This window comes from Paenibacillus silagei, assembly GCF_017874735.1.
In the GTDB taxonomy this organism is placed as follows: Bacteria; Bacillota; Bacilli; order Paenibacillales; family Paenibacillaceae; genus Paenibacillus_AQ; species Paenibacillus_AQ silagei.
Genome location: NZ_JAGGLV010000013.1, coordinates 174,371 through 200,991 on the forward strand (window position 1 = coordinate 174,371; position 26,621 = coordinate 200,991).

Consider the following 26,621-nt stretch of genomic DNA (forward strand, 5'->3'; position numbering starts at 1 on the left):
TCCATAAACCTTTTAGGAGGGCCGAACAATGAGACTAAGCCTGGGCGACAAAATGATGCAGCGGAGTATTTATATCCTTTTGGCATTGCTGGCGCTACTCATGCTGTACCCGTTTTGGAACGCGCTCGTCATTTCCTTTAATCTGGGGAGCGATACGGCGCTCGGCGGTGTAACCCTGTGGCCGAGAGCCTTTACCCTGGAAAATTATTATATTGTGTTTCAGGATGACCGCCTGCTGAATTCGTTTCTGATCACCATTCTCAGAACGCTCTGCGGCACAGCATTATCCGTCTTCTTTACGGCCTTGCTAGCTTACGGCATGTCCAAGAAGACCTTACTTTTCCGCAAGCAATACATGGTGTTCTTCATGATTACGATGTTCTTCAGCGGAGGGCTTATCCCCAGTTATTTACTCATCCGTTCTTTGGGGATGCTGGATACCTTTTGGGTGCTGATTATCCCCGGCATCATCAGCGTCTGGAACATGATTGTCATCCGTACCTTCTTCAGCGCTTTGCCGGAGGGACTGGAGGAATCCGCCAAAATCGACGGCAGCAGCAACTACGGCATTTTCTTCCGGATCGTGATTCCCGTCTCCGGCCCGGTGCTGGCCACGATAGCCTTATTCACTGCAGTCGGTTACTGGAATGACTGGTTTACGGGAGCGATCTACATTACCGAGGATCGCCTGCTGCCTATACAGACGCTGCTGCGGCAGGTGATGAACTCCAACATCATGACCCAGATTGGCTCCTCGAATGCGATCGCGCTGGATCATATGAACCGGAATCGGACGATTACCACGAAGTCACTGACTATGGCTACGATGATGATCGCTACTATTCCGATTATCCTGACCTACCCTTTTCTCCAGAAGTACTTTGTGAAGGGCGTGATGGTCGGTTCATTGAAAGAATAGCAATCCCCATCTTACGTAGAAAGAAGGAAAAAGAATGCGCAAACGCCTGACATGGGTAGCTCTGTTGCTGACTTCGCTGGTGCTGCTGCTCGCTGCCTGTAGCGGAGGGGGGAATTCTGACACTTTACAGAACACAAGCGGGAACAATCTGAATACCGGGGCCGCTACAGATGACGGCAGCGGGATCAAGCCTGTCACTTTCAGCTTCTATGGCAACTACGACTGGCTCACGACATCACCATGGGGGGAGAATGAGGCGACGAAGTGGATTCAGGAGAACCGCAAGGTTACGGTTGAACCGGTCCAATCCGGAGGAGCAGCCGGAGAAAAGCTGAACACGATGATCGTCGGCGGCGATTTGCCGGATGTCATTTTTACGGACCGGGGGTCCTCAGTGGAGAGGCTGGTGCAGGCGGGGCAGCTCGTTGCACTGGATGATTACTATGAGAAATATCCGAACTTCAAGAAATATGTGAAGGAATCGACCCTGAATCTGCTCCGTTCCGACGACGGGAAAATCTATCAAATCCCGAACTGGTATACCTCCGGGCAATTCGGCAACGGCGGATGGATGGTGAATAAGGATATCTATAACGCACTCGGCCGGCCGGCGCTGGAGACCTTTGATGACTTGTATCAATATTTGCTCCTGGTGCAAGACAAGTATCCGGATGTAGTCCCTCTGGAGGTTGGGGAGAAGGGGGCAGGTCTGGAGATCATGTATGGCGGCTTCAAGGAAAACTCCACCAGCAAGTTCATTTCACTTATGGGATATCCGGATGGCGACAAGCTGTCATCGATCCTGGATGATCCCGCTTACGAGGAGATGGTGCTGTACATCAATAAGCTGTACCGTGAACGGCTAATTACACAGGATGCGCTGCAGCAAACCCAGGATGCGGTCAAGGAAAAGGTCAATACCGGCCGGGTAGCAGTCATGGTCGAATCCAATATCACTACGTATGGAGCCGAGGGACACCGGGCATTGACAGCAAGCCATCCGGACAGCGGTTATGAAATTATCTGGCCTGTCCACAAAGCAGGAGTAGACAAGACCAAAGTTTTTGTTAGCGGCTTTGAGACGCTGGGCTGGAACGTCAGCGTCATTACCAAACAAGCCAAGGACCCGGAGGCTATATTCGCTTACTTTGACTGGATTACGGGTCCGGAGGGACAGAAGGTGCTGTTCTTCGGCCCCAAGGGCTTGTACTGGGATGAGGAGGATGCGGATGGAGCGCCGATTCCAAACGAGAAATACAAGACAACGCCTGCTAACGAGCGTACGGATACGATGCGGAAATTCGAGGACTTCAACTGGGCCGGGAATACGACCTTCATTGATACGGCCAAAATGAGCCTCGAGGCGCTGCTCTCCGCGAACCAGAAATCCTGGGAGACCGTGGCCCAGTCCACCGTGACCTGGAAAACCGCGCTGGACATTACACAATTCGTAAATACCGATCCGCTTCCGGATACGGAGACCGGCATTATCGCACAGAATATCGCAGATATTTACACTCTTGCTTACGCCCAGATGGTTCAGGCGAAGTCGGATGAAGAGGTGCTGTCGGCGCTGGATACCGCCAGAAAGAACACCGCAAAAGCGGGACTGGATAAGCTGCTTGAGTTCAGAACTGAAAAATGGCAGGAAAATGTGAAGAAAATGAACCTGACGAAATAACTGCTGTACGGGCAACTGGCCAAATAAAACTATGATGCGGAGGCGAGATTATGACATTTGCATTGAGATCGAGGTTCATGGCAGTGTTAGGCATTGTGTTGGTTTCTTCGGTAGCGGGGGGTTCCCTTCCCCTTCCGGCACAAGCCGAGGAGCAGAGCAATCCCCCATTTGAGACGGAAGTGATTGTACGGACTGTTAACCAGTTCAAGAACTTGGCGGATGTACAGAATTTCATCGCGCTGTCCACAAGCTACGGGGTCGATGTCATCAGCATGAATGTGAAGCAGGATGAAGATGATGAGGTTCCGTCCGGCAGTGTATTTTATCAGAGTGATATCGCTCCTGTTGCCCAGGGCTACCAGAATTTCGATGCTTTGCAGGCTGTCATTACGGCAGCTCATGCCGCAGGCATCAAGGTTCATGCCTGGATTCCCCAGTTCCATGACCAGCAGGCCTTCCTCGCTCATGATGAATGGCAGATGCAGTCGCTGGTGAACGGGGTTCAGACTCCGTTTACGGGCTCTAACGGCAACGAATATTTCGTCAATCCGATTCACCATGAGGTGCAGCAGTATGAGCGTTCCATCATTCAGGAAGTGATCGAGAATTATGATGTTGACGGTGTTGTACTGGATTGGATCCGCTTCGATAATTACAACATGGACGTCAGTGATTATACGGTTGCCAAGTATCAGGCGCAGTTCGGGTATTCGCCGCTCAGCATTGACTTCGATACGGATTCGCCGCAGCGCCAGCAGTGGAATGAATGGCGAACCGAACAAATCGGACAGTATGTAGGCGATATCCGTGCGGATATTTCCGAATCCGCGAATCCGGATGTACAGCTCGGTGTATATATTCTGCCGCCGGAATTTACCGAGGTTGGACAGAATGTAGCCAAGTTCAAGGATGAGATCGACTTTGTCGCACCGATGGCGTACTTCGATGACTGGGAATTCAACAGTGATTGGGTATACAGCACCTCCTACGGTATCCTGAAGGATACCAGTGACGCGATTAGCGGCAGTGATGTGGACATCGTAGCTACCCTGGATAATGACTGGACCGATGATCAATATCAGGAGGTCTACAAGGGAATCCGCGAGAATTATCCGGATGTGAAGCGCCTGTCGTTCTTTGCCTATGGGGCCTGGCCGGAAGAGGAGCTGGCGAATATCCATGAACGTGAGACCTGGCCGACGCCGGGCTGGACGGCTCCGGTAGAGCAAGATTATCCGGCCCAGCTGCCTGCAGTATGGAAGGCGCGGAATATCGGTTCCATGCCGGGGAACGCCACCTACAATGCTTCCAACAAGCAATTTACACTCAGCAGCAGCTCTACGGATATTTGGGGCAATGGAGATCAGCTGAATTATATCTACCAACCCGTGAGCGGCAATGCGGAGATTGTGGTTAAGGTGCAGTCCACCAGCTGGCTGGACGGCTGGGCCAAGGCCGGCATTATGATCCGGGAGTCCCTGAGCCATAATTCCAAGCACGCGGATATGATGCTTACCCCATCGAATGGGGCCACCTTCCAGTATCGTTCAGAAACTGCGGGAACTATGGCCGATCATACGGCAACTGCCTCAGCTCCGAAATGGCTGAAGCTGACGAGAACCGGCAATACGTTCAAAGGGTCGATTTCGGCAAATGGGAGCAGCTGGCAGACGGTCGGAACCATTCAGATCCCGATGAAAAGCAAGGTGTATATCGGGATGGCCCTCAGCAACCCCGGGAATGACTCGCGGAACAAGGCTGTGTTTGGAAATGTGAAGGTTACGGATTAAGCCTAAACCTGAGAGCCGGGAGAACCAATATGAGCTATAGATTAGGGCTGAAGGAGATATGCATATGACGATGCCGTTAAGGGAAGGGCAGTATTACTTTCGGGACTATTACGATCAGGGTGAAGAGTTGGTGGTGGAAGGGCAGCAGTTGAGAATCGAGCTGACTTCAAAGTTCTCCATGACCCAGAAGTGGGAGTGGCCGCTTGCCGCCGAAGGCCCGATTGTGATCCTTGAGCCGTCTGGAGAAAATGAGGAAACACCTGAACCTGGCAATATCAAGCTGGAACTTAAATATGAGAGATCGCTTAAGGCGGATGGTTATCAGCTGGACATCCGTAAGGACGGCACAATTACCATAGCTGCCTCCAATAAGAGAGGACTACGGTATGGAATGGATGCTCTGCACCGGCTGCTGAGCGTAGGTGAAGGCAAGTGCCGGTTGCCTGTGGCGGCCATTCACGATGAGCCTTCTTTTCCAGTCCGCGGCATTATTGAAGGCTTCTACGGCACGCCGTGGAGCTTCGAGGACCGGATGGATGCTGTGCGTTATCTGGCGGCTCACCGGATGAATACCTTCATGCATGCTCCCAAGGATGATCCCTATCACCGCGAGCTATGGCGTGAGCCTTATCCTGAGAATCTGTTCGAGCAGATTCGTGAGCTGAAGCAGGAATGTGATACGCAGCTGGTGGACTTCTATTATTGCATTAGTCCGGGGAACGATCTGCAGTTTCGCAGTGAAGAGGATTTTGCCAGTCTGGAAGCGAAGCTGGCAGCGATGATCGCCATCGGGGTCCGGCATTTCGCCCTGCTGATGGACGACATCGACTACGCCTTGTCAGGGGAGAACCTTCATTACCTTGAGCGCTCCGGACTGGCACACGCTTATGTGGCCAACCGTGTCTACGACTATTTAAGCTGCCAATTGCAGAAGGTTATGCTGGTGATGTGCCCCGCTGAGTACTGGTCCTCCTGGGATACCGAATATAAGCGGGATATCCGCGAGAAGCTGCATTCGGAGATCAAGGTATTCTGGACTGGCTCTGCCGTCTTTGCCCGGCAGGTCGGGAGCAGACCGGCACAGGAGAATTACAGCCATTACGGGCATGAGCTGTGGCTGTGGGACAACATACCTGTCAATGATGCCGACTATGACCGGTTGTTTCTGGACCCGGTCCGCGGGCGTTATTCCCGGCTTGGCCAGAGCGGACATCAGGCCGTGGTAGCGAATCCGATGGTGCAGTGGGAATGCTCCAAGATTACACTGAACACCATGGCCCACTATATGTGGAACAGTGAGCGTTATATGCCTGAGCTGTCCTGGGAGCTGTCGGTCCGCGAATTTGCCGGAGAGCTGGCAGACGATATGATGTTCTTCTGCCGCCAGAATCTCAATAGCCAGCTCTATAGCCGTGGATATGAGGAACTGAAAGTGGCTGTGCACAGCAGAGATATCCGCTGGCTTGATGCGTATTTCGACCGACTGGAGAGCGTCTCCTACCGGTTGCTTGAAATGGAGAATTCCAAGTTCCAGACAGAAGCAGAACCCTGGCTGCAAAGAGCCCTGGCGGATGTAGAGCTGTGGAGAGCCTTGCGGCGGAAGGTAATAACCGGGGGAACTGAACCCGGAGCCGATGAAGAACTGCGTAAGCGGGCCGAAGCCTGCCGGGCCTTTGAGGTCCGGCTGGGGAGTGATCCCGCCTGGATGGCAGCCGAGGCCTGGGGACTTGCTGTCCGGGAAGGCAAGAAGGGATACCGGCTGATTTTGGAGGATGAGGTGGTAATCTAGCGCTTATTGATCCTGATTAATGCATAGTACCGTACACAAATCAAAGGTAATGCTGGAAATATTGCCGCCATACTCCAATGACAATACGTGTAAGCCTTCCTTTCCCCTTCGGGGTGAGGGGAGGTTTTTTGTTTGCCAAAATCACGGAAGAGTGAGTTAGATCACCGTCTGAATTTTATCAAATGATAAATTATTTCATGAATTCAAGCAGATCAAAACAGATAAGATTAAGGGCATTGCACAGCCACCGATTGTGAAGTCATTTCATGCGGAATCACAAATTATTGATCTGCCAAAGGTTAGTAGGGACGTAGTGAGTAAAGAGAGTATATTTGACTGTATAGAGCAGAGAAGAAGTACACGCTTCTATTCGGCCGACACGCTAAGTCTGGAGGAGCTGTCCTATTTATTGTGGGCCACCCAGGGGATTACTGGAATGAACGTACTCCAGATAATCCACGGCACTCTGATTAATTTCATCGTCACTCGCCTGGAAGGAAGCGCCGAACACGGCGAAGTAAGGCAAGGCGATTGCTCCAACATGGATGGCACTGGCGTGGAACGGGGCGATGAGCTCATCTACAGTAAAAGAAACGGACCCGGTTGGCTGGTAGTTTTCCTTTTTATCGCCGATGGTTATAGCTATGCCCAGCTTCTTACCCTTCAGCTTGTTCCCGTTCGAGCCGTAAGCCCAGCCGTGAGTGAACACATCGTCCAGCCATTTTTTCAGCAGCGGGGGGTAGCTATACCAGTATAAGGGGAATTGGAAAATAATCAGGTCATGCGCCTCCAATAAACGCTGCTCCCGCGGAACATCGATGCTCCAGTCCGGGTACTCCTTGTAGAGCTCGTGGACCGTAACGTCCTCCGGATGCAGCAGCAGCTCTTGTCTCCATCTCCGGTTCACTCTTGAAGCCTCTATATTGGGGTGTGCCAGGATGATCAGGGTTGTCATTAGGGATCACCTTTCCGGGGTATAATTTGTGTTGTGCAGCTGCTTTTATTATTTTGCAAGTTCCTGAAAATGTAAATACACACAATAAAGTAACAAGGTTACCTCAAGGTGTGCACTAGACTTAATAATATAAGAAAGACGGCAAAGCCGTTTCCACTTGCAGGATATTGTGGCATGCTTAGAGGAGTAGGTTCAATTTAAGACGGGTGAGGTGCCAGAGATGAAGCAATATCATTTAGGGATCGAGGCAACGCTTGAGATTATCGGCGGGAAGTGGAAGTCGCTGATCATATGTATACTGATGTCGGGGACCAAGAGGACGAGTGAACTGCAGCGCAGTATTCCGGGCATCTCGCAAAAGGTTCTGATTCAGCAGCTTCGTGAGCTGGAACGGGACGGGATCATCGGCAGAGTGGTCTATAGCCAAATGCCGCCCAAAGTGGAATATTACATCACCGAGTATGGAGTGACAGCCAATGAAATCATTGACCTGATGTGCTCCTGGGGCAGAACCAATATAGCGATCCGGCAGCAGCGGGGTGAGGAAGTCATGCTGCTTGATAAGGACGCTGAATAGGAGCAGAACTGATATACTAATCTATTGACATTAGTTTGATATCAAACTATAATTCCTTTATGGAAACCAGAGATGCTATTTCACTTATATCCAAGATCCGCGAGAAGGTTAACCGCTTCATCGTTCAAGAGATGGCGAAGCAGGGAGTAGACGGCATTGCCACCTCACACGGAGATATTCTTTATGCGCTGCTGTCTAAGCACAGACTCACCATGGCTGAGATCTCGGCACATATTCATAAGGACAAATCTACGGTTACAGCACTTGTGGATAAGCTGGTCCGGCTGGGACTGGTTAAGAAGGAGAGGGATCAGGAGGACACACGGTACGTATACGTTACTCTAACCGGGAAGGGGAAGGCACTGGAGCCGGTATTTGAATCGGTCTCTTCTGCTATGCTGAAGCAGTTCTACCGCGATATCACGGAAGAGGAGCAGACAATTTTGCTGGCGATTTTAATAAAAATCAATCATAATTTCTAAAAATTTGGTGTGATAGTTTGATATCAAACTAAATATAGAGAGGACATTATAATGATAGACTACACTGATGAATTACCGCCGCATACAGAGAAATATGTCGGTGAGCATGATCTCTACCTGGAGATTTATAAGGGAGAGGAGGCGCGGGAAGGCCAAAAACAGGAAGATAGGGTACCCCTGCTGTTTGTGCATGGTGCGTATACCGGAAGCTGGATGTGGAGCAAGTACCTTCCCCATTTCATCCGTGAAGGCTGGACCTGTTATGTGATGAATCTGAGAAGTCATTACCGGAGCCGGGTGCTGGATATGACACAGATTACCTTTGAAGATTATCTGGAGGATATCCATGAGATAGTGCAGTTAATTCAGGCTGAATGCGGAGCTGCTCCTGTCCTGATCGGGTTCAGTATGGGCGGGATCCTCAGCCAGAAGGTGGCGGAGACAGCCGGGCTGGCCGGGCTTGTGCTGATGGATTCAAGTATATGCAGAGAGGTACATGAGGAGGTCCCTTATACGGATATCGTTAAGACAGTACCGGGTAACGTAGTACCCGCACCGGTCCGCGAAGAGGAGATCAGCCTGGATGAGACGGCAGAAGACATAGCGTTTCAGCGAAAATACCTGACGATGGAGTCCGCCAAGGCGTTTAGAACCTTCTCTTATCACTTTGGGGCAGATGGGGTATCCGTAGACAGCAGAAACATTGCTTGTCCTTGTCTGGTAATCCATGCGGTTAACAGTGATGAGGATGAGCGCCGGGGCAGAGCCAATGCAGCGTATTTCCGCGCAGCCTACGCAGGTCTTTGGGGCACCACCCATACCGGCCTGCTCGTAGGACAGCGCTATCAGGAAGCGGCACAGACGATCCTGCGGTGGTTAGCAAGATAATGTAATGAATCAAGTGCAACAAATAAAAGGCCGCCTGAACCGGGATGCTCCCGTTCCTTAGCGGCCTTAACCTAATAGGTGAAGGGTGTTCTATATATACATCAAACTGTAAATTAGTGAAATTTGACAGTCTTGATGCGCGATTCCTGCTCGTAAGTTAGCGGGCTTGGCGTTGGCGGTGTGTGCAGATGGCGGTGTGCGCTGTATTCCATTCTCCGGTAATCCTCTTCTCCGGAAGCCATCCCCGGCTGCCACATCCCGGTTACCCAATTCTTCAGTTCCTTAATTCCTGCCAGCATTGCATTCATCCTCCTTGGCGATGAAATACGGTAATGAACCTCTGGGACATCTCTTTTGGTTACGCTTTCATTATAGCATACATAATCCAAAAAGCAATGAAATGTCCGCCTGATAAAGACAAATAAATAAGGAATAATGTTGTGATAACTGGGTTTGTATTTGTATAAGAGAACAATGTCCTCGTGAGATGGACTGCGTGCGGGCAACAAAAAAAGCGGCAGCCGGGAGGGCGGTCGCTTAGTGGCGGGATGTTATGCGGAAGCAGCTAAACGTTTCAATTCAGCTTCCTGATCTATAGAACGCCGGGCCAGTATATCCAGCGTTGCGTCATGTCCTCGCAGGCTTCGGTCGATCCGCTCCAGAGAATCCCGGCCAGCAACGACTTCAGTGTTGACCTCGGACACCGCCTGCTGAATAAGCGGAATCAGCTTGGTATCTTCTTTGATGCTTTCGATATCAGCCTTGACGGTAACGATATCATCCTTGATGGTAAGGATGTCGGCCTTGACGTTTTCAATTTCATCCTTGATGATCACCAGCTCGGCCGTAATTTCAGACTTGAATGCAGTGAATTCTGACTGAAGATTTTGAACATCGGCCTTGAGTCCTGAAATTTCGGATTTGATCCCTGTGATTTCAGACTTCATTCCTGTAACTTCGGATTTAACTCCTGAAATTTCGGATTTTAGTTCTGTGATTTCGGACTTCATTCCTGTAACTTCGAATTTAACTCCTGAAATTTCAGATTTCATTCCGTTAATTTCGGACTTTACTCCTTGCAGCTCGGCAAGAATCTGCTGGAGAATTACATCGCTCATAGGGCACAGCTCCTTAGATAGGGTTGGAATAGGACTGCTGCTTGAAGGGGGGATACCTGCGGAATAGGTACAGGTCATTATAGCATATTTGCGTCATTATTGGGTGCTGCTGTAAAAAGAATTCCATGAACATATTGGACATTAGAAAACGGATACTTAAATTTATAAATATACAAAATAGGACAATGGGTGTACTATGTATGTGAATAAATTCGCATGAAGCGTAACCGATAAGAGATGGGGGAATCAAGATCCATGAAGACAAGAAACTGGAAACACCTTATGAAGCTAGTCGTGCTGACTGCTGCTGTCAGTGTAGTAGCTGCCGGATGCGGTAGCGCAAATCAGGCAGGAAATGCCAAAGATACTAATACAGGAGCTGCTACAGCTGTACCTGCTGAGGCCGTTACGATATCGCTGGGACTGCTGCCATCCATCGATGCAATTCCTTTTATTATTGCCCATGAGCAGGGATTTGATCAGAAGCATCATGTGAACCTGGATATCCAGACCTTCAAGAGCGCGAAGGATCGTGATGTGGCTTTTCAGGCGGGTAAGGTAGATGGCCTCAGTGCGGATCTGGTGGCGATCTCGATCTATAATGAAGCAGGACTCGATGTCAAAATCACCAGCACGACCACAGGTGAATTCGACCTGCTGACCGGAAATGATGAAGTGAAAGAGGTAAAGGATCTGAAGGGGAAGACCGTCATCCTGTCCAAGAATACCTCAACCCAGTATACCGTTGCCATGATGCTGAAGCAGGCAGGCCTGACGGAAGCCGATATTACTGTAACGGAAGTGCCGCAGATTCCAACGCGTCTGGAGCTGCTTAAGAATCATAAGGCGGATTCGGCTGTTTTGCCGGAGCCTTTTGTCACCATGGGCCGTACTGCCGGTCTGCGCGTTCTCAGCTCCACCCATAGTGCGGGGATCAATCCGTTTGTGCTGGCTTTTCCGCAGAGTGCCATTGATGCCAAGGGTCAAGGAATCCGCGATATGTACGCCGCTTATGATGAGGCTGTCGATTATATGAAGACGCATGACCAATCGGAATATATCGACCTGATTATTAAGGAAGTGGGCTATCCCGATACGCTGAAGAATGAGATCAAGGTGCCGGAGTATCTGCCTGCGAACCAGGTGGATGTGAAGGAAGTGGAGGCTGCTTTTGCCTGGGCCCGTGAAAAAGGACTGCTGACCAAAACGCTATCGGCTGAAGATGTGATCTCCGATGTCCAGTTTAAAAAATAACGGTCTCCGCATTAATCAGCTCCATGTAGCTTATCAGAACGGGCAGCTGGCCCTGGGGGAAATGAGCCTGACCCTGCCGGAGCACGGGATTTACACGGTGATCGGCCCCTCGGGCAGCGGCAAATCCACGCTGCTGCGGGCGATTGCCGGACTGCTGCCTGGTTACGAGGGGGAACTGCTTTTCAATGGCAGATCTGTCCATGACAAGGACACGCTAATCGGGCTCGTGCCGCAGAATTATGGCCTGCTGCCCTGGAAGACGGTCAAAGACAATATCGGTATTGCAATGCGGATCGCCCGTCCGGACGGGGCAGGCCGGGGTAGGCGGGAGCAGGACCGGCAAATTATGCATTGGCTTGAATCCATGGGAATCGCCCAGCTCGCTGGCCGGTTTCCGCTCTCGCTGAGCGGCGGTCAGCAGCAGCGGGTGGCCATTGCCCGCGCCTTTGCCATACTGCCGACGCTTCTGCTGCTGGATGAGCCGTTCTCGGCGCTGGACGCCATTACGCGGGAAGGGCTGCAGCAGATTTTTATCGACAACTGGCAGGCGCATCCGGCGACCACGCTGTTCGTGACCCACGATGTGGAGGAGGCGATTCTCTTGGGACAGAAGATTATCATCATGCTGCCGGGCCAGCAGGAACCGCCGGAGATTCTCGATAACGCTACTGTATTTGCCATGAAGCATTCCCAGAAGCGGGAGAGCGATGAATACTTCGAGCAGACGAAGAGAATCCGAAAGGTAATGATGGAAAAATGGTAAAACGACGGCATTTTATTCACCTGCTGCGCCTGCTGCTTGTTTTTGCCGGAATGAATGCGCTCTGGTATGTCGCTTATCTGCTCATGAATCACGCGATTCTTCCCAGCCCGGGCGCGGTCTATAAGGCAATGTTTCAGCTTGGGGCCCATGATGTGGCGCTGAATGTCGGCTACAGTCTGATGCGCATCACTGAAGGTGTGCTGCTGGCTCTGCTGCTCGGTCTGCTGGCCGGTCTGCTAATGGGCCGCTCTCCTTTCTGGAACCGGATATTGGACCCGGTCGTCTATCTGACCTATCCGATTCCCAAAATTGCGCTGCTGCCGGTGGTTATGCTCTTCTTCGGTCTCGGAGAAACCTCCAAGGTGCTGATGATTATGCTGATCCTGCTGTTTCAGGTCATTATCTCGGTACGTGATGGTGTGAAGGCCATCCCCGAGAGTACTTATGATGTACTGACGAGTATTGGTGCCAGCACGATGCAGAAATTCTGGAATGTGACGCTTCCCGGCGCTTTATCGGTGATCCTCAGTACGATTCGCATTTCGCTGGGTACAGCGATTTCCGTACTCTTTTTCACCGAAATCTACGGCACGGAGCATGGCATGGGCTTCTTTATCATGGATGCCTGGCTGCGGCTGGACTACCCTGAGATGTATGCCGGAATTATGCTGTTCAGTCTGGTGGGATTCGTGCTGTTCCTGCTGGTGGATGTGCTGGATTACAGATTCATGAAGTGGCGGAGATAGCCGCAGAGTATAACCATTCAACACAATAAAGCCCGCTTCCCCAAATGGAGGAAACGGGCTTTTTGGTATGTTTAAAGCATAACAGAAGCGCTTAAGATCTTTCCCGGATTATTTACCGAGCTGCTTATCGACTTCCTTGACTGGGTTTTCGCCGACATTCTCTTCGGTCTTGACACTGCTCATGAACCAGCCTGTAGCTGCAATGATGATCAGAACTACATAGAAGGTCAGTTTCCACCAGGTGCTGTGTGCGAAGTCTTCGGACAATACACCCAGAGCAGGATGGGCCAACGTGATGACTGCGAGCTTAACTCCTACCCAGCCGACGATGAAGAAGGCAGCAACCTCAAGACCCGGACGGGTATGAAGCAGCTTAACGAAGAAGGAAGCAGCGAATCGCATAATAACGAGACCAATGAACCCGCCCGCGAAGATTACAAGGAACTGTCCGCCGTCGAGGCCGCCGATGTTGCGGATACCACTTGCCGGAAGAGCAACGGCCAGGGCTACGGCTGCGAGGATGGAGTCTACGGCAAAGGCAATATCTGCTACCTCGACCTTAAGTACGGTGAACCAGAAGCTGGCTTTCTTCTTATTTACAGCTCCAGGGCTTCCGCTTTCAGCGGCGTCTTCCGTGACCGGCTTAGCGAATAACACTTTTCGGAAGATGTGATTCCCCGCGATAAATAACAGATATAGCGCACCGATGGCTTGTACCTGCCAGATGTCTACCAGATAGGAGATGACGAACAGCGATCCGAACCGGAACACAAACGCTCCAGCCAATCCGTAGAACAATGCCTTCTTACGTTCCTCATCAGGAAGATGCTTAACCATAATTGCGAGTACAAGTGCGTTGTCTGCGGCAAGCAGCCCTTCCAGTGCTACGAGAACGAGCAATACCCATCCGTACTCTAATAATAATCCCCAATCCATTGCTGTTTCCTCCTCAAGTGGGTTTAGCTGCTTTTTGAGAAACTAACGGTGATACCATTAGTTTAACCAAAAATATATATAAAAAAGACCTTTACCAAACAGATTAGCCTTTGGAATAAAGGTAACCTGGTTGGTAAAGGTCTCGCTAACAATAATCTATTGCCGATAAAACCGGAGAATATCCTCACATTCTCGTATTGACGATTTTATCTAACAGCTACTCCCCTTTACGGGATTATATGAAATTTTAGGTGATTCGTTTCTGGCTAAAAGTATCATATCCGAGTTAAGAGGAGTTGTCAATGTTTTTGTGAGAACAACTATCAATAGAAATGACAGGCCTGAAAACGGAAACATGATAAGTGTGAGTCATGTAAGTTGACATATCATATGGCGAAACTGCAAACAAAAGGAAATGAAGGGTAAAACGAACGTCGGACTAATTGACGATCCCCGGTAATGAAAATATGATGAGACTAATTAAAGCGGCCAAGTGAAATTAATGTTAGATAAAATAACATTAACCAAAACAAAGGCTATTTGAACCATAAACTTTTAGGAGGTGGGAAATGATGCAGCCGTCATGTCTATCAAGTGAAGCGGAAGAGGAGATTAGCCGCCACCCTTGCTACAGCGAGGAGGCCCACCGGTTCTATGCCCGGATGCACATCCCGGTTGCTCCCGCCTGTAACATCCAGTGCAATTACTGTAACCGCAAGTTCGACTGTGTGAATGAGAGCAGGCCGGGCGTGGTCAGTGAGGTGCTTACTCCGGAGCAGGCGGAACGCAAGGTGCGGGGAGTTGCCGCTGGGCTGATGCAGCTCTCGGTCGTGGGTGTAGCCGGGCCTGGAGATCCGCTCGCGAACCCGGAGCAGACCTTCGATACCTTCGCCCGGGTCAGGAAGCATGTGCCTGATGTCTCCCTCTGTCTCAGCACTAACGGACTCACGCTGTACCGGCATGTGGATGAGATTATGGAGCTGGGCATCCGCCATGTCACGATCACCATCAACGCCATTGACCCTGAGGTCGGCCAGGCGATTTATCCCTGGGTGTTCGATGAAGGCGTACGGTACGAAGGCAGAGAGGCAGCCGAGCTGCTGATCCGCCGTCAATTACTGGGACTTGAGATGCTGGCGAAGCTGGGGATTCTGGTCAAAGTGAATTCCATTATGATTCCGGGGGTTAACGATCATCATCTGACTGCAGTGTCAGCGCGGGTAAAAGAGCTCGGGGCCACGCTGCACAATGTAACACCGCTTATTATCGCACCGGGCAGCCAGTATGAAGCGGATGGCCGTAAGGCGCCCCGTCCAAAGGAATTGCTTAATTTGCAGGAGCAGCTGGGCCGTGACGGGATGAAGGTGATGCGTCACTGCCGGCAGTGCCGGGCGGATGCGATCGGGCTGCTGGGCCAGGACCGCAATCCCGATTTTCCGCTGGAAGCGATGGAAGCCGAGCCGGTCATTAATGAAGCCGCCCGGGCGATGTTCCAGCGTGAGCTGGACACCAAGATCCGCGAGCGCGTCTTGGCCAGACAGGCCAGACGCATTCAGGCCGGCGGGCCGAAGACACGGGTCGCGGTTGCCACCAGAGGCGGCGACAAGGTGAATCAGCATTTCGGTCATGCCACTGAGTTCCTGGTCTACGACACAGACGGAACGGATGTACAGCTCCTGGGTGTCCGCAAGATCCAAGCCTATTGCCATGGCAAGGCCGATTGTAACGGTGACAAAGCAGCTACGCTGCAAGAAATTATATCAATTCTAAGTGACTGCCGTATTCTTCTCTGCTCCGGCATCGGCGAGGCCCCAAGGGCCAGCCTGAACGCAATCGGTGTCCTGCCTCTTGTCCGCAAAGGCGGCATTCAGGAAGCCATTCTCGAAAGCGTGAAGTACAGCTCTTATTTTGAAAAACTAAACATTTCGAAGGGATGATGAACAATGAGACAAATCGCGTTCTACGGTAAAGGCGGTATCGGTAAATCGACAACTTCACAAAACACCCTGGCTCAGCTGGCAACCAAATTCGAACAAAGAGTCATGATCGTAGGCTGCGACCCGAAGGCGGATTCCACCCGTCTGATCCTGAATACCAAAGCCCAGAACTCCGTGCTGGAGCTGGCGGCTGAGCTTGGCTCCGTAGAGGACCTGGAGCTTGAGGATGTGCTGCAGACAGGCTTCGGCGACATTATTAACGTAGAGTGCGGCGGGCCGGAGCCGGGGGTAGGCTGCGCAGGACGCGGGATTATCACTGCGATCAACTTCCTGGAGCAGGAGGGCGCCTATCAGGATCTGGATTTCGTCTCCTATGACGTACTGGGTGACGTAGTATGCGGCGGATTCGCCATGCCGATCCGTGAGGGCAAGGCCCAGGAGATCTATATCGTCTGCTCCGGCGAGATGATGGCGATGTACGCAGCGAACAATATCGCCCGAGGTATCCTGAAATATGCCACTAGCGGCGGCGTAAGACTCGGTGGCCTGATCTGCAACAGCCGGAATACAGACCGTGAGGATGAGCTGATCATGGAGCTGGCCCGCCGCCTGAATACACAGATGATTCACTTTGTTCCCCGCGACAACATCGTTCAGCATGCCGAGCTGCGCAGAATGACCGTAGCCCAATATAATCCTGAGCACCAGCAGGCGAAAGAATATGAAATATTGGCCGAGAAAATCCTCAATAACAAAATGCTGACGATCCCTACCCCGATCTCGATGGAAGAGCTGGAAGAGCTGCTGATGGAATTCGGCATCATTGAAGATGAAGAAGCTGCGATCAAGAAGCTGGCGGCTTCCGGGCAATAAGCTCTGGGGCCAGGAGAAAAGGAGGGTCAAACGATGGGACTGAATATTGAAGAGAATCAGAAGCTGGTTGAAGAGATTCTGGAAGCTTATCCCAAAAAGGCGCGGAAGGACCGCGAGAAGCATTTTCAGGTGGCGGATGAAAAGGCCATTGATTGCAGCACCTGTGCGGTGAAGTCCAATATTAAATCCCGTCCGGGTGTGATGACCCCGCGCGGCTGCGCCTATGCCGGCTCCAAAGGGGTGGTCTGGGGGCCGATCAAGGATATGGTCCATATCAGTCACGGGCCGGTGGGCTGCGGACAGTATAGCTGGGGCTCACGCCGTAACTTTGCGAATGGGACGCTTGGCATCGATAACTTTACGGCGATGCAGATTACCAGTGATTTTCAGGAGACGGATATCGTGTTCGGCGGGGATAAGAAGCTGGCCGTCATTATGCGTGAGATTACCGAGATGTTCCCGCTGGCCAAAGGGATCTCCGTCCAGTCGGAATGCCCGGTCGGCCTGATCGGCGATGATATCGAAGCGGTATCGAAGAAGATGTCCAAGGAGCTGGAAATGCCGATTGTTCCGGTACGCTGCGAAGGCTTCCGCGGGGTCAGCCAGTCGCTGGGCCATCATATTGCGAACGATGCGATCCGTGACTTCGTGATGGGTCGTGCCGAGCTGGCGGAGACCGGTCCCTACGATGTGAATATCATCGGCGACTATAACATTGGCGGCGACGCCTGGGCCTCCCGTATCCTCCTGGAAGAGATGGGCCTGCGCGTTATTGCCCAGTGGTCCGGTGACGGCTCTCTGAACGAGCTGGAGGTAGCCCACAAAGCGAAGCTGAACCTGATCCACTGCCACCGCTCCATGAACTATATGGTGGATCATATGGAGAAGGCCTACGGCATCCCTTGGCTGGAATACAATTTCTTCGGGCCTACGAAGACGTATGAGAGCCTGCGGGCGATTGCAGCGCTTTTCGATGCTACAATTCAGGAGAATTGCGAGCAGATGATCGCCAGATATAAGCCGGTCATGGATGCAGTGATCCGCAAATACAGACCTCGCCTGGAAAATAAGACCGTCATGCTGATGATCGGGGGCCTGCGTTCCCGCCATACCATCGGAGCTTATGAAGATCTGGGGATGGATATCGTAGCCTCTGGTTATGAATTCGCCCATAAGGATGACTATGAGAAGATGCTCCCGATGCTTGCCGAGGGAACCATTGTCATGGATGATCCTACAGCTTACGAGCTGGAAGAGCTCACGAAGAAGATGAACATTGATCTGGTGGGCTCAGGCGTGAAGGAGAAATATGTCTATCACAAGATGGGCGTGCCGTTCCGTCAGATGCATTCCTGGGATTATAGCGGCCCGTATCACGGCTTCGATGGCTTTAAGGTGTTCGCGAAGGATATGGATATGACCGTGAACAGCCCGGTATGGGCTCTGGTGAGCAGACAAGGAACAATGGAGCCGAAGGAGGCGGGCGTATGAGCAGGGATGAACTGAACATTAAAGATAATACCAGCTTGTTCAAGGAGGAGCGTTATGTGCAGCAGCGGGAGAACAAGAAGCAGTTCGAAGCGCCCTGCAGCGAGCAGGAGACCGCCGAAGCACTCGCTTACTCCAAGTCTGCCGAATATATGGAGAAGAATTTCAGCCGCCAGAATGTGGTGATCAATCCGCATAAAGCGTGCCAGCCGCTGGGTTCAGTCATGGCCGCGCTCGGATTCGAGAAGACGCTGCCGTTCGTACACGGTTCGCAGGGCTGCAACGCCTACTTCCGCAGCCATCTCAGCCGCCACTTCAAGGAGCCTACGCCGTCCGTGTCCACATCTATGACAGAGGATGCAGCCGTATTTGGCGGGATGAATAACCTGATTGACGGTCTGGAGAACAGTGTCGCCTTGTACAAACCGGAGATGGTTGCGATCTGTACTACCTGTATGGCTGAGGTCATCGGGGATGACCTGAATTCTTTTATCGGCAATGCCCGCATTAAAGGGGTGATCAGTGAGGAATATCCGGTAGCTTACTGCAACACGCCGAGCTTCGTCGGCTCACATATCACTGGCTACGATGCCATGATCAAGGGTATCCTGAGCTACCTCTACACCCGTTCGGGTATCGAGAGCAAGCCGGGAAGCGGCGCGGAGAGTGGAGAGAAGCTGAATGTGATGCTGGGCTTTGAGCCGTACACCGGGAACTTTGCAGAGCTGCGCAAGATTCTGGGTGCCTTCGATACGAAGTACACCATACTTGGAGACCACAGCGGGAACTACGATTCACCGGCAACCGGAGAGTATGAATACTACTACGGCGGCACGAAGCTTGCGGATGTTCCGCAGGCAGCCAATGCGCTTGCCACCTTGTCCCTGCAAAAGTATACGCTGAAAAAGACCCAGGAATATATCAGCGGTACCTGGCACCAGCAGCTGGCAGCGTTATCCACGCCGCTGGGCATTAAGGGCACAGATACGCTGCTGGATACGATCAGCGAACTGACTGGTCTCCCGATTCCAGCAATACTCACGGAAGAACGCGGCCGTGTCGTGGATGCGCTGATGGACAGTCACCCTTACCTGCATGGCAAGCGGGTAGCGCTGGTAGGCGACCCGGACCTGCTCATCGGCCTGATCGGGTTCTGCCTGGAGACCGGGATGGAGCCGGTGCACATTATCTGCTCGAACGGTGATGTGGATTTCAATGAAGTGAAGTTCAAGGACGAAGCTGAATCGCTGCTGGCAGCAAGCCCGTATGGCACCGAAGCTACTGTGCATGTCGGCAAAGACCTGTGGCATATGCGCTCGCTGCTGCTGAATGACAAGGTGGATCTGGCGATTGGCAGCTCCCATCTGAAGTTTGCCGCCAAGGATGCGGAGGTGCCGCTGGTGCGGGTCGGCTTCCCGATCTTCGACCGCCATCATATGCACCGTTATCCGATTATCGGGTATCAGGGAACACTCAACCTGCTCAGCCTGATCGTGAACACGATTCTGCAGCAGCTTGATGATCATAACTCCGGCTTTAATTTTGAGCTGGTGCGCTAGAGCCGTTTGTCTTTAGCCATTAATAAGATAGAAGTGCGCAAGATTCGTGTGGAACATAAGCCTCTTAAGCGAAGGAGATGAAGAGCCGATGGACCCTTTACGGCAAGATGATTTTGATTCCCAGGCTTGCGGGAGTATAGCGCCTAAGGCGAAGCCCTGTCCAAGGCCCAAGCCGGGCGAAGCTGCTGGAGGCTGCTCCTTCGACGGAGCCCAGATCACGCTGCTGCCGATTATGGATGCGGCGCATCTGGTTCACGGACCGATTGCCTGCGCCGGAAACAGCTGGGAGAGCAGAGGCGCGTTATCCAGCGGCCCCTCCCTGTCCCAATACGGCTTCGCTACGGATCTTACGGATTCTGATATTATTTTTGGCGGCGAGAAGAAATTGAAGGACAGCATTGATTATATTGCCGGGCGCTTTGCGCCTCCGGCAATATTTGTATATTCAACCTGCGTGACCGCACTGATCGGCGAAGATATGGATGCGGTCTGCAAGGAGGCGGGGGACCGGATCGGGATTCCTGTTATCCCGGTGAACAGCCCTGGCTTCGTCGGCAGCAAGAATCTCGGGAACCGGCTGGCGGGGGATGCGCTGCTGCAGTATGTCATCGGGACGGGAGAGCCGGACCCGGAGGCGGCCCTGGGGGTCAACCTGATCGGGGAGTACAATATTGCCGGTGAGATGTGGGATATTGAGAAGCTGATGAACAGCGCCGGGATCGCTGTAACCTCGCGGATTACAGGGGATGCCCGCTATAAAGAAATTACGTGGGCACACCGGGCGAGAGTGAATATGGTGGTCTGCAGCCGGGCGCTGCTGGGCCTTGCCAAGGAGATGGAGGCGAGATACGGTATCCCGTATTTCGAAGGCTCGTTCTATGGTGCGAAGGAGACGACCTATTCGCTGCGCCAGATGGCCTATCTGATGAATGACCGGGAGATGGAGCGGCGGGTGGACCGGCTCACCGAGCGGGAGGAAGCCCGCTTAAGCCAGGAGCTGCGGCCTTACCGCAAGCTGCTGAGGGGGAAGCGGGCTGTACTCTATACTGGCGGCGTCAAAAGCTGGTCCGTCATCTCGGCCCTGAAGGAGCTGGGCGTTCAGGTCGTCGGGGTAGGGACGAACAAAAGCACGGAGGATGATGTGCGGCGGATTGCCGACCGTGTGGGTGATGATACAGAATACATTCCCGAGGGCGGGGCCAGCCGGATTATTAAGACGGTAAGAGAGCGCAAGGCGGATATTATGATTGCCGGCGGCCGCAATATGTATGTGGCGATGAAGGAGCAGATTCCCTTCATTGATATTAATCAGGAGCGCCACAAAGCGTATGCCGGATATGAAGGGCTGCTGCAGCTGGCCAAAGAGCTGACCTATTCACTTGCGAACCCGATCTGGAAGCTGGCAGCAAGCCCCGCTCCCTGGGATAAGGAGGCACCGCCCTATGACCGTTAACCGGAGAAAAAAGCCCGCATCGGTCAACCCGATGAAGATCGGGCAGTCGCTGGGTGCCGTACTGGCCTTGCAGGGCTGTTACCGGGCCATGCCGCTGATTCACGGCTCCCAGGGCTGCTCCGCTTTTCCGAAGGCGCTCCTGACCCGGCATTTCCGGGAACCGATAGCCGTTCAGACCTCGGCGCTGCAGGAGATGGATGTCATCTTCGATGCCAACCGCAATCTGGAGGAGGCGCTGAATCTGGTGCTGAGCAAGCACCGCCCGGATATCATCGGCATCATTGGGACGGAATTGACCGATGTAGCCGGTGTGGATTATCAGAACATGCTTAAGACGTATAAAAGAGAGCGGAATTTGCGCGGAGGTCTCGCCTTCTCCGTGGTGCTGCCTGATTTTCGCGGATCTCTGGAATCGGGCTTCAGCTCTACGGTGGAGTCTATGATCGACGAGATGATCCAGCAGGTAGGACACCGGGGTCAAAGAAGCGTGAACACCCGGCAGATTACCTTGTTACCGGGTTCGTTCTTAACTCCGGCCGATGTGATGGAGCTGAAGGAGATCATCACCTCGTTCGGCTTCGAGGTGATTGCGCTGCCGGATATCTCGACCTCCTTGTCCGGCCATCTGCTGACCGGGTTCTCGCCGCTGACGCGCGGCGGGGTTCCGCTGGACTCTATGCTTCAGAGCCTGCAGTCCGGGCTGACGATTGCCGTGGGCGGCAGCATGGAACGTCCGGCCAGACGGCTGCATAATGCCATAGGCACTCCGTATAAGGTATTCGAAGGGGCAATGGGGCTTAAGGCGACCGATGAACTGCTGCATTTCCTGCATCAGATCAGCGGGGAGCCGGTGCCGCTGCGGTATTGCTGGCAGCGGGAGAATCTGCTCGACAGCATGCTGGACGCGCATTTTCAATTTGCCGGAATGTCGGTTGTTGCCGCATTGGAACCGGATCATCTGCATTCGGTCTCGGGGTGGCTGGAGGAGCTGGGCGTAGAGCAGAAGGCGCTGATCACTTCGTTCGAGACCCCGCTTATTGCCGGAATGGAGCGCGAGGTGTGGGTGGGCGATCTGGATGATGCCGAGGTGCTGGGCAAGGGAGCGGATCTCTGGATCAGTAATTCCCACGGGATCGCCGGGGCGCAGCGGATCGGTGCCGCATTCATGCCGGCCGGGTTCCCGATCTGGAATGAGCTTGGCGCTTACATGTCCGTCTCGGCCGGGTACCGGGGAGCAATGGAATGGAGTAATAAGGCAGGGAATCTGTTAATGCAAAGGGAGGCAGGGCACCGTGAAAGTAGCGTTCGCCACAGATGATGGAAGCCGTGTGAATGCGCATTTCGGACAGAGTCCGATGTTCGCTGTATATAATGTAACGAAAGCCGGAGCCGAGCTGGTGGAGCTGCGCAAGCTGTCTGCTGTACCGCACCAGGATGAAGCTGGAAAAATCGACAGCCGCCTGGATTCTGTAGGCGACTGTACCCTGATCTTCATCATGCAGATCGGTGCATCGGCTGCTGCGCGGGTAACCCGCCGGAAGATTATGCCGGTGAAGGTGGCGTTCGGCAGCCCTATCGAGGAGCAGCTGAAGCGGCTGGTCGAGATGCTTCAGGGCAAGCCGCCGATGTGGCTGGCCAAGGTGCTGCGGGCGGAGGAAGCGGAAGAGAATGAAGGAGGAGAAGCGGATGGAACCCATGGCTAATGAGAGTGCGGCGCTGCAGGGTACAGTGATTCCAGGAGCTGCGGCGGCGAGACTGCGCAGCCCCAGAGCGCGCAAGGAGCTGAATCCGGAGACCGCAGATGCCCTGATCCGGCGTCTGTGTCATCTTCTGGATGCCGGAGATTTCTTTGGACGTAACAGCAGCCTTCCTCCGCTGGAGAAGATCGCGAAGCTGTTCCTGGCGTCTGCCGGGGATAAGGATCAATCGGAATTCAATTGCGCGGTGTCGCCCAAGGTCCGCCAGCAGGTGCCGCTGCTGTTCCAGGCCATGGCAGGTGTCATGGAGGAGAGAACCGGCCTTATGATCCAGAGTACGGCGGAGATTAACGGCGAAGGCTTCGGCCGGGGGCTGATCTACAGCGGCAGGGTCATTCTGGTGCTCAAGAGCCTGCGGGCTGGCTTCCCCTTCCCGTTCACTTCGGCTGAGAAGACGATTTCGTACGGGGTGGAGTGCATTGAAGAAGGAATGGCCTTTCTGGAGAAATATAAGGAGCTGACTTCAGCGCACGGCCTGCTTAGCCTGGAGGGCTAGAGTAAGAAAGGAATATCTATGCGTCTTATATAAGTGGTCACAGGGGGAGTCAGGGATGGAGCAGCTTGCCGGAGGGTTGGAGCTGGAACGGTACACCCGGCAGCTGAAGCTGGTCGGGGAAGACGGGCAGAAGGCGCTGAAGGAAGCGACGGTTATGGTGGCCGGAATCGGCGGGCTTGGCGGAACGGCTGCCCTCTATTTGGCGGCGGCAGGCGTGGGTCGGCTTATTTTGTCCCATGAGGGGGTCATTGTAGCCCCTGACCTGAACCGGCAGATTCTGATGGACAGCGGGCATCTGGGTCAGGAGCGGATGAGTACGGCGGTTGCCCGGCTGAAGCAGCTGAATCCGCATGTAGAGATTGAAGGCTATAATTCCAGAATTGAATATCCTCAGGCACGCCCCTGGGTGGAAGCGGCCGATCTTGTGATCGATGCCCGCTACGACTTCCCGGAGCGTTATGCGCTGAACCGGCTATGTGTCGATACGAATACACCTATGGTGGAATCGGCCATGTATGGCTTTGAAATATCGCTTACTACGGTGATTCCCGGACTTACGCCCTGCCTCGAATGCCTGTATCCGGAGTTGCCGCCGCAGTGGGAGCCGCTCGGCTTCCCGGTTCTGGGCGCCACCTCCGGGATTGCCGGTTGTCTGGCAGCGCTGGAGGCCGTAAAATGGATTACAGGGGTAGGGACAACTTACGCGGGCGTAATGCATCGCTTCAGCTCACTCGACTTCGCCTGTTATAGCGTCCGTATTGCCCGTAATCCGAATTGCGCTTGCTGCGGAGAGGGAGGTAAACCGTGAAACGTCTCAAGCTATGTGACACGACACTCAGGGATGGTGAACAGGCGGCTGGAGTATCATTCACGAGGGCGGAAAAGCTGGAAATCGCAAAGTTGCTGTCGGAGAGCGGAGTAGAGCAGGCAGAGGTAGGCATTCCTGCCATGGGCAAGCGGGAGCAGGAGGATATTGCCGCTGTTGCTGAGCTGGGATTACCCATGAAGCTAATGACATGGAACCGCTCGGTGCCAGGGGATATTGACAAGGCCAAGGCTACCGGCGTGAAATGGAGCCATATCTCCATTCCGGTGTCGGAGATTCAGCTGCAGGGCAAGCTGGGGCTGACACCCCGGGAAGGTCTGAACAAGCTGCTGCGTACCGTGGAGTACGGGCTGCGGCAGGGTATGACTGTATCGGCAGGCATGGAGGACTCCTCCAGGGCGGATATAGGCTTCCTGATCGAAGTGGTGAATACCTTATACAAGGAAGGCATCCGCAGGTTCCGGTATGCAGATACCGTCTCAGCCCATCATCCGGGCCAGATGGCAGAGCGGGTAAGCCAGCTGCTGGGCGCAGTGCCTGAGGATGTGGAGCTGGAGGTACACTGCCACAATGATTTCGGGCTGGCCTGCGCGAATACGCTCAGCGGCATCGCCGCCGGAGCGGTGTGGGCCAGTACGACGGTGGCCGGGATCGGCGAGAGGACCGGCAATGCGGCCATGGAGGAAGTAGCCATGGCCTGGCGCTATTTGTACGGCGGGGAATGCGCGGTCCGGCTGGAGGGGCTCCAGGGCCTCGCGGACAAGGTTATTGCCGCGTCCGGCCGCAGTGTCGGCGATGCGAAGCCGGTCGTGGGACAGCTCGCCTTCACCCATGAATCCGGGATTCATGTGGACGGGCTGATGAAGGAGCAGGAGACGTATCAGTTCTTCGATCCGGCGGTGGTCGGCCGCGCGCACCGCTATGTGCTGGGCAAGCATTCCGGCAGCGGCGGCGTGGCCCATGTGCTGGAGCAGCAGGGACTTGCGGTCAGCGCCGAGACGGCCGGCCGTCTGCTGGAGAAGGTCCGGGCCTACGCGGAGGCCCGCAAGGGCACTGTGCCGGAAGTCATGCTCCTGCAGTGGCTGATGGAAGAGCAGCAGCGCGCGCAGAACGCGGTGTAGGCAGCACTAAAGAATTTAACAAAAAGCAAAAAGAAGCGGAGGGGAAATTTGGAACTGGAGGAGCGATAGCGACCGCTTTGTGTTTGGATTTCTACCACGAGGAGTGGTTGCAATTAGGAAATCCAAAATACAACAGCGGCCGGAAGTCCAAATGTTCACCGCAGTGACGACCAAGCTTTGAGTTCTACTATAAGTGCGTTTTATATATGCGGATGCTTAAGCTGGGCTGTCCTCCATGTGGAGTGCGGCGCAGCTTTTTTTGGAATACAACGGCTGATGATATCCGGGGCTGGCAGGCCGGGGGGAGAATAGACTCTACTTTGACGGAGGATTTTGTTACAATTTGAGCAGGCTGTAAATAGGCAGAGCGTATGGAGAAGGGAAGGCATCACTTTGAAGAAAACGATTTTTTTCGATATTGACGGTACGATCTATGATGAAGACAAGAATATTCCGGCTTCCACCAGAGAAGCGATAGCGGAGCTGAAGAGACGCGGGCACCATGTAGCAATTGCTACCGGAAGAGCGGATTATATGTTCGAGGGGCTGCGCGGGGAGCTGGGAATTGACTCATATGTCTCGCTGAACGGGCAGTATGTAGTCTATGAAGGGAAGCCGGTGTACAAGAACCCGATTGCGACCAGCGTGCTGGAGGAGCTGACCTTGTTCGCGGAGAAGCTGGATCACCCTGTTGCGTATACGGATACGGCGGGCATGAGAGTGAATGTGGCCGATCATGAGTACATCAATACGAGCGTTGGTTCGCTGAAGCTGGTATTTCCGACGCATGATGCGGGATATTTTCTGAAAAATGACATTTACCAGGCGATGATCTTCTGTCCGCAGGAGAGTCAGCAGATCTATGCCGAGCGGTACCCGGAGCTGAATTTCATCCGCTGGCACCCGCTGTGTATGGATGTGCTGCCCGGCAACGGCTCCAAAGCGAACGGGATCGCGGAGATGCTGAAGGTGATCGGGGTGAAGAAGGAAGAGGTCTATGCTTTTGGCGATGGCCTGAATGATGTGGAGATGCTGGGGTATGTCGGGTATGGCATTGCCATGGGCAACGGCGAGAAGGCGGCGAAGGCGGCCGCCTCCTTCATTACGAAATCTGTCCGCGAGGACGGGATCTATGAAGGCTTGAAGATGGTCGGGCTGCTGTAAATAGGAGCACTCGGTTGCTATGGTCTCACTTCATTGAACTCTTGAGGGG

General features: G+C 53.4%; 25 protein-coding genes. 21 read left to right on the plus strand and 4 right to left on the minus strand.

The window, feature by feature from the left end:
* Nucleotides 1-28: 28 nt before the first annotated feature.
* The 4 genes from J2Z70_RS19675 (at nucleotide 29) to J2Z70_RS19690 (ending at nucleotide 6,179) form a co-directional block, all read left to right on the plus strand.
* Nucleotides 29-919, plus strand: a complete 891-nt coding sequence (locus tag J2Z70_RS19675; protein ID WP_036723509.1) for a carbohydrate ABC transporter permease — start codon at nucleotides 29-31, stop codon at nucleotides 917-919.
* Between the two features lie 34 nt (nucleotides 920-953).
* Nucleotides 954-2,600 carry an extracellular solute-binding protein gene (locus J2Z70_RS19680; protein WP_209876052.1) on the plus strand — a complete coding sequence of 549 codons (1,647 nt, stop codon included), beginning with the start codon at nucleotides 954-956 and terminating at the stop codon, nucleotides 2,598-2,600.
* Nucleotides 2,601-2,650: 50 nt separating this feature from the next.
* The gene (locus J2Z70_RS19685) at nucleotides 2,651-4,390 is read left to right on the plus strand and encodes a family 10 glycosylhydrolase (protein WP_209876054.1); all 1,740 of its coding nucleotides are present in this window, start codon (nucleotides 2,651-2,653) and stop codon (nucleotides 4,388-4,390) included.
* Nucleotides 4,391-4,454: 64 nt separating this feature from the next.
* Nucleotides 4,455-6,179 (plus strand): protein O-GlcNAcase, encoded by a 1,725-nt coding sequence (locus tag J2Z70_RS19690; RefSeq protein ID WP_209876056.1) that lies wholly within the window; start codon nucleotides 4,455-4,457, stop codon nucleotides 6,177-6,179.
* A 406-nt stretch (nucleotides 6,180-6,585) separates the two neighbouring features.
* On the opposite strand, the gene J2Z70_RS19695 is transcribed toward J2Z70_RS19690, so the two are convergent.
* Entirely contained in the window at nucleotides 6,586-7,134 is a 549-nt protein-coding gene (locus tag J2Z70_RS19695; protein ID WP_209876058.1) for an NAD(P)H-dependent oxidoreductase, read from the minus strand.
* A 220-nt stretch (nucleotides 7,135-7,354) separates the two neighbouring features.
* Here J2Z70_RS19695 and J2Z70_RS19700 point away from each other — a divergent pair, with 220 nt between their 5' ends.
* Genes J2Z70_RS19700 through J2Z70_RS19710 form a run of 3 tightly spaced genes read left to right on the plus strand, consistent with a single transcriptional unit; the run spans nucleotide 7,355 to nucleotide 9,081 of the window.
* Entirely contained in the window at nucleotides 7,355-7,711 is a 357-nt protein-coding gene (locus J2Z70_RS19700; RefSeq protein ID WP_209876059.1) for a winged helix-turn-helix transcriptional regulator, read from the plus strand.
* Nucleotides 7,712-7,770: 59 nt separating this feature from the next.
* Entirely contained in the window at nucleotides 7,771-8,193 is a 423-nt protein-coding gene (locus J2Z70_RS19705) for a MarR family winged helix-turn-helix transcriptional regulator (protein ID WP_036723521.1), read from the plus strand.
* Nucleotides 8,194-8,244: 51 nt separating this feature from the next.
* Nucleotides 8,245-9,081, plus strand: coding sequence for an alpha/beta hydrolase family protein (locus tag J2Z70_RS19710; protein ID WP_209876061.1), 837 nt, complete (start codon nucleotides 8,245-8,247; stop codon nucleotides 9,079-9,081).
* Between the two features lie 113 nt (nucleotides 9,082-9,194).
* Here the strand turns inward: J2Z70_RS19710 and J2Z70_RS19715 are convergent, their stop codons facing one another.
* Both J2Z70_RS19715 and J2Z70_RS19720 read right to left on the minus strand, forming a co-directional pair.
* Nucleotides 9,195-9,380 carry a hypothetical protein gene (locus tag J2Z70_RS19715; protein ID WP_036723496.1) on the minus strand — a complete coding sequence of 62 codons (186 nt, stop codon included), beginning with the start codon at nucleotides 9,378-9,380 and terminating at the stop codon, nucleotides 9,195-9,197.
* Between the two features lie 252 nt (nucleotides 9,381-9,632).
* On the minus strand, nucleotides 9,633-10,199 hold the full coding sequence (locus tag J2Z70_RS19720; protein ID WP_209876063.1) for a DUF1640 domain-containing protein: 567 nt from the start codon (nucleotides 10,197-10,199) through the stop codon (nucleotides 9,633-9,635).
* 255 nt (nucleotides 10,200-10,454) lie between these two features.
* Here J2Z70_RS19720 and J2Z70_RS19725 point away from each other — a divergent pair, with 255 nt between their 5' ends.
* Genes J2Z70_RS19725 through J2Z70_RS19735 form a run of 3 tightly spaced genes read left to right on the plus strand, consistent with a single transcriptional unit; the run spans nucleotide 10,455 to nucleotide 12,962 of the window.
* Entirely contained in the window at nucleotides 10,455-11,453 is a 999-nt protein-coding gene (locus J2Z70_RS19725) for an ABC transporter substrate-binding protein (RefSeq protein WP_209876065.1), read from the plus strand.
* Nucleotides 11,434-12,216, plus strand: a complete 783-nt coding sequence (locus J2Z70_RS19730) for an ABC transporter ATP-binding protein (protein ID WP_209876067.1) — start codon at nucleotides 11,434-11,436, stop codon at nucleotides 12,214-12,216. The genes J2Z70_RS19725 and J2Z70_RS19730 overlap by 20 nt, the downstream gene beginning before the upstream one ends.
* Nucleotides 12,210-12,962, plus strand: coding sequence for an ABC transporter permease (locus J2Z70_RS19735; RefSeq protein WP_209876069.1), 753 nt, complete (start codon nucleotides 12,210-12,212; stop codon nucleotides 12,960-12,962). Before J2Z70_RS19730 ends, J2Z70_RS19735 begins: the two co-directional genes overlap by 7 nt.
* 108 nt (nucleotides 12,963-13,070) lie before the next feature.
* Here J2Z70_RS19735 and J2Z70_RS19740 read toward each other — a convergent pair whose 3' ends face one another.
* Entirely contained in the window at nucleotides 13,071-13,898 is an 828-nt protein-coding gene (locus J2Z70_RS19740; RefSeq protein WP_076083072.1) for a TerC family protein, read from the minus strand.
* A 569-nt stretch (nucleotides 13,899-14,467) separates the two neighbouring features.
* Here J2Z70_RS19740 and nifB point away from each other — a divergent pair.
* The 11 genes from nifB to J2Z70_RS19795 all read left to right on the plus strand — a co-directional run bounded on the left by nifB (nucleotide 14,468) and on the right by J2Z70_RS19795 (nucleotide 26,572).
* A complete protein-coding gene (nifB, locus tag J2Z70_RS19745; protein ID WP_209876071.1) occupies nucleotides 14,468-15,835 on the plus strand; it encodes a nitrogenase cofactor biosynthesis protein NifB in 1,368 nt (455 codons plus the stop codon).
* A gap of 6 nt (nucleotides 15,836-15,841) precedes the next feature.
* Entirely contained in the window at nucleotides 15,842-16,708 is an 867-nt protein-coding gene (nifH, locus tag J2Z70_RS19750) for a nitrogenase iron protein (protein WP_209876073.1), read from the plus strand.
* Nucleotides 16,709-16,741: 33 nt separating this feature from the next.
* On the plus strand, nucleotides 16,742-18,199 hold the full coding sequence (nifD, locus tag J2Z70_RS19755; RefSeq protein WP_209876074.1) for a nitrogenase molybdenum-iron protein alpha chain: 1,458 nt from the start codon (nucleotides 16,742-16,744) through the stop codon (nucleotides 18,197-18,199).
* Nucleotides 18,196-19,755 carry a nitrogenase molybdenum-iron protein subunit beta gene (gene nifK / locus J2Z70_RS19760; RefSeq protein WP_209876075.1) on the plus strand — a complete coding sequence of 520 codons (1,560 nt, stop codon included), beginning with the start codon at nucleotides 18,196-18,198 and terminating at the stop codon, nucleotides 19,753-19,755. The genes nifD and nifK overlap by 4 nt, the downstream gene beginning before the upstream one ends.
* 88 nt (nucleotides 19,756-19,843) lie before the next feature.
* Nucleotides 19,844-21,208 (plus strand): nitrogenase iron-molybdenum cofactor biosynthesis protein NifE, encoded by a 1,365-nt coding sequence (gene nifE / locus J2Z70_RS19765; RefSeq protein ID WP_209876076.1) that lies wholly within the window; start codon nucleotides 19,844-19,846, stop codon nucleotides 21,206-21,208.
* Complete coding sequence (gene nifN / locus J2Z70_RS19770) at nucleotides 21,198-22,526, plus strand: nitrogenase iron-molybdenum cofactor biosynthesis protein NifN (protein ID WP_209876077.1); 1,329 nt, start codon at nucleotides 21,198-21,200, stop codon at nucleotides 22,524-22,526. The genes nifE and nifN overlap by 11 nt, the downstream gene beginning before the upstream one ends.
* Nucleotides 22,501-22,911, plus strand: a complete 411-nt coding sequence (gene nifX / locus J2Z70_RS19775; protein ID WP_209876078.1) for a nitrogen fixation protein NifX — start codon at nucleotides 22,501-22,503, stop codon at nucleotides 22,909-22,911. Before nifN ends, nifX begins: the two co-directional genes overlap by 26 nt.
* Nucleotides 22,895-23,461 (plus strand): DUF269 domain-containing protein, encoded by a 567-nt coding sequence (locus J2Z70_RS19780; RefSeq protein WP_209876079.1) that lies wholly within the window; start codon nucleotides 22,895-22,897, stop codon nucleotides 23,459-23,461. Before nifX ends, J2Z70_RS19780 begins: the two co-directional genes overlap by 17 nt.
* A 55-nt stretch (nucleotides 23,462-23,516) precedes the next feature.
* The gene (locus tag J2Z70_RS19785) at nucleotides 23,517-24,269 is read left to right on the plus strand and encodes a HesA/MoeB/ThiF family protein (protein WP_209876081.1); all 753 of its coding nucleotides are present in this window, start codon (nucleotides 23,517-23,519) and stop codon (nucleotides 24,267-24,269) included.
* Nucleotides 24,266-25,408: a homocitrate synthase/isopropylmalate synthase family protein gene (locus tag J2Z70_RS19790; RefSeq protein ID WP_209876083.1), complete on the plus strand. Its 1,143-nt coding sequence runs from the start codon at nucleotides 24,266-24,268 to the stop codon at nucleotides 25,406-25,408. Before J2Z70_RS19785 ends, J2Z70_RS19790 begins: the two co-directional genes overlap by 4 nt.
* Nucleotides 25,409-25,801: 393 nt before the next feature.
* On the plus strand, nucleotides 25,802-26,572 hold the full coding sequence (locus J2Z70_RS19795; protein WP_245368363.1) for a Cof-type HAD-IIB family hydrolase: 771 nt from the start codon (nucleotides 25,802-25,804) through the stop codon (nucleotides 26,570-26,572).
* Nucleotides 26,573-26,621: the final 49 nt, after the last annotated feature.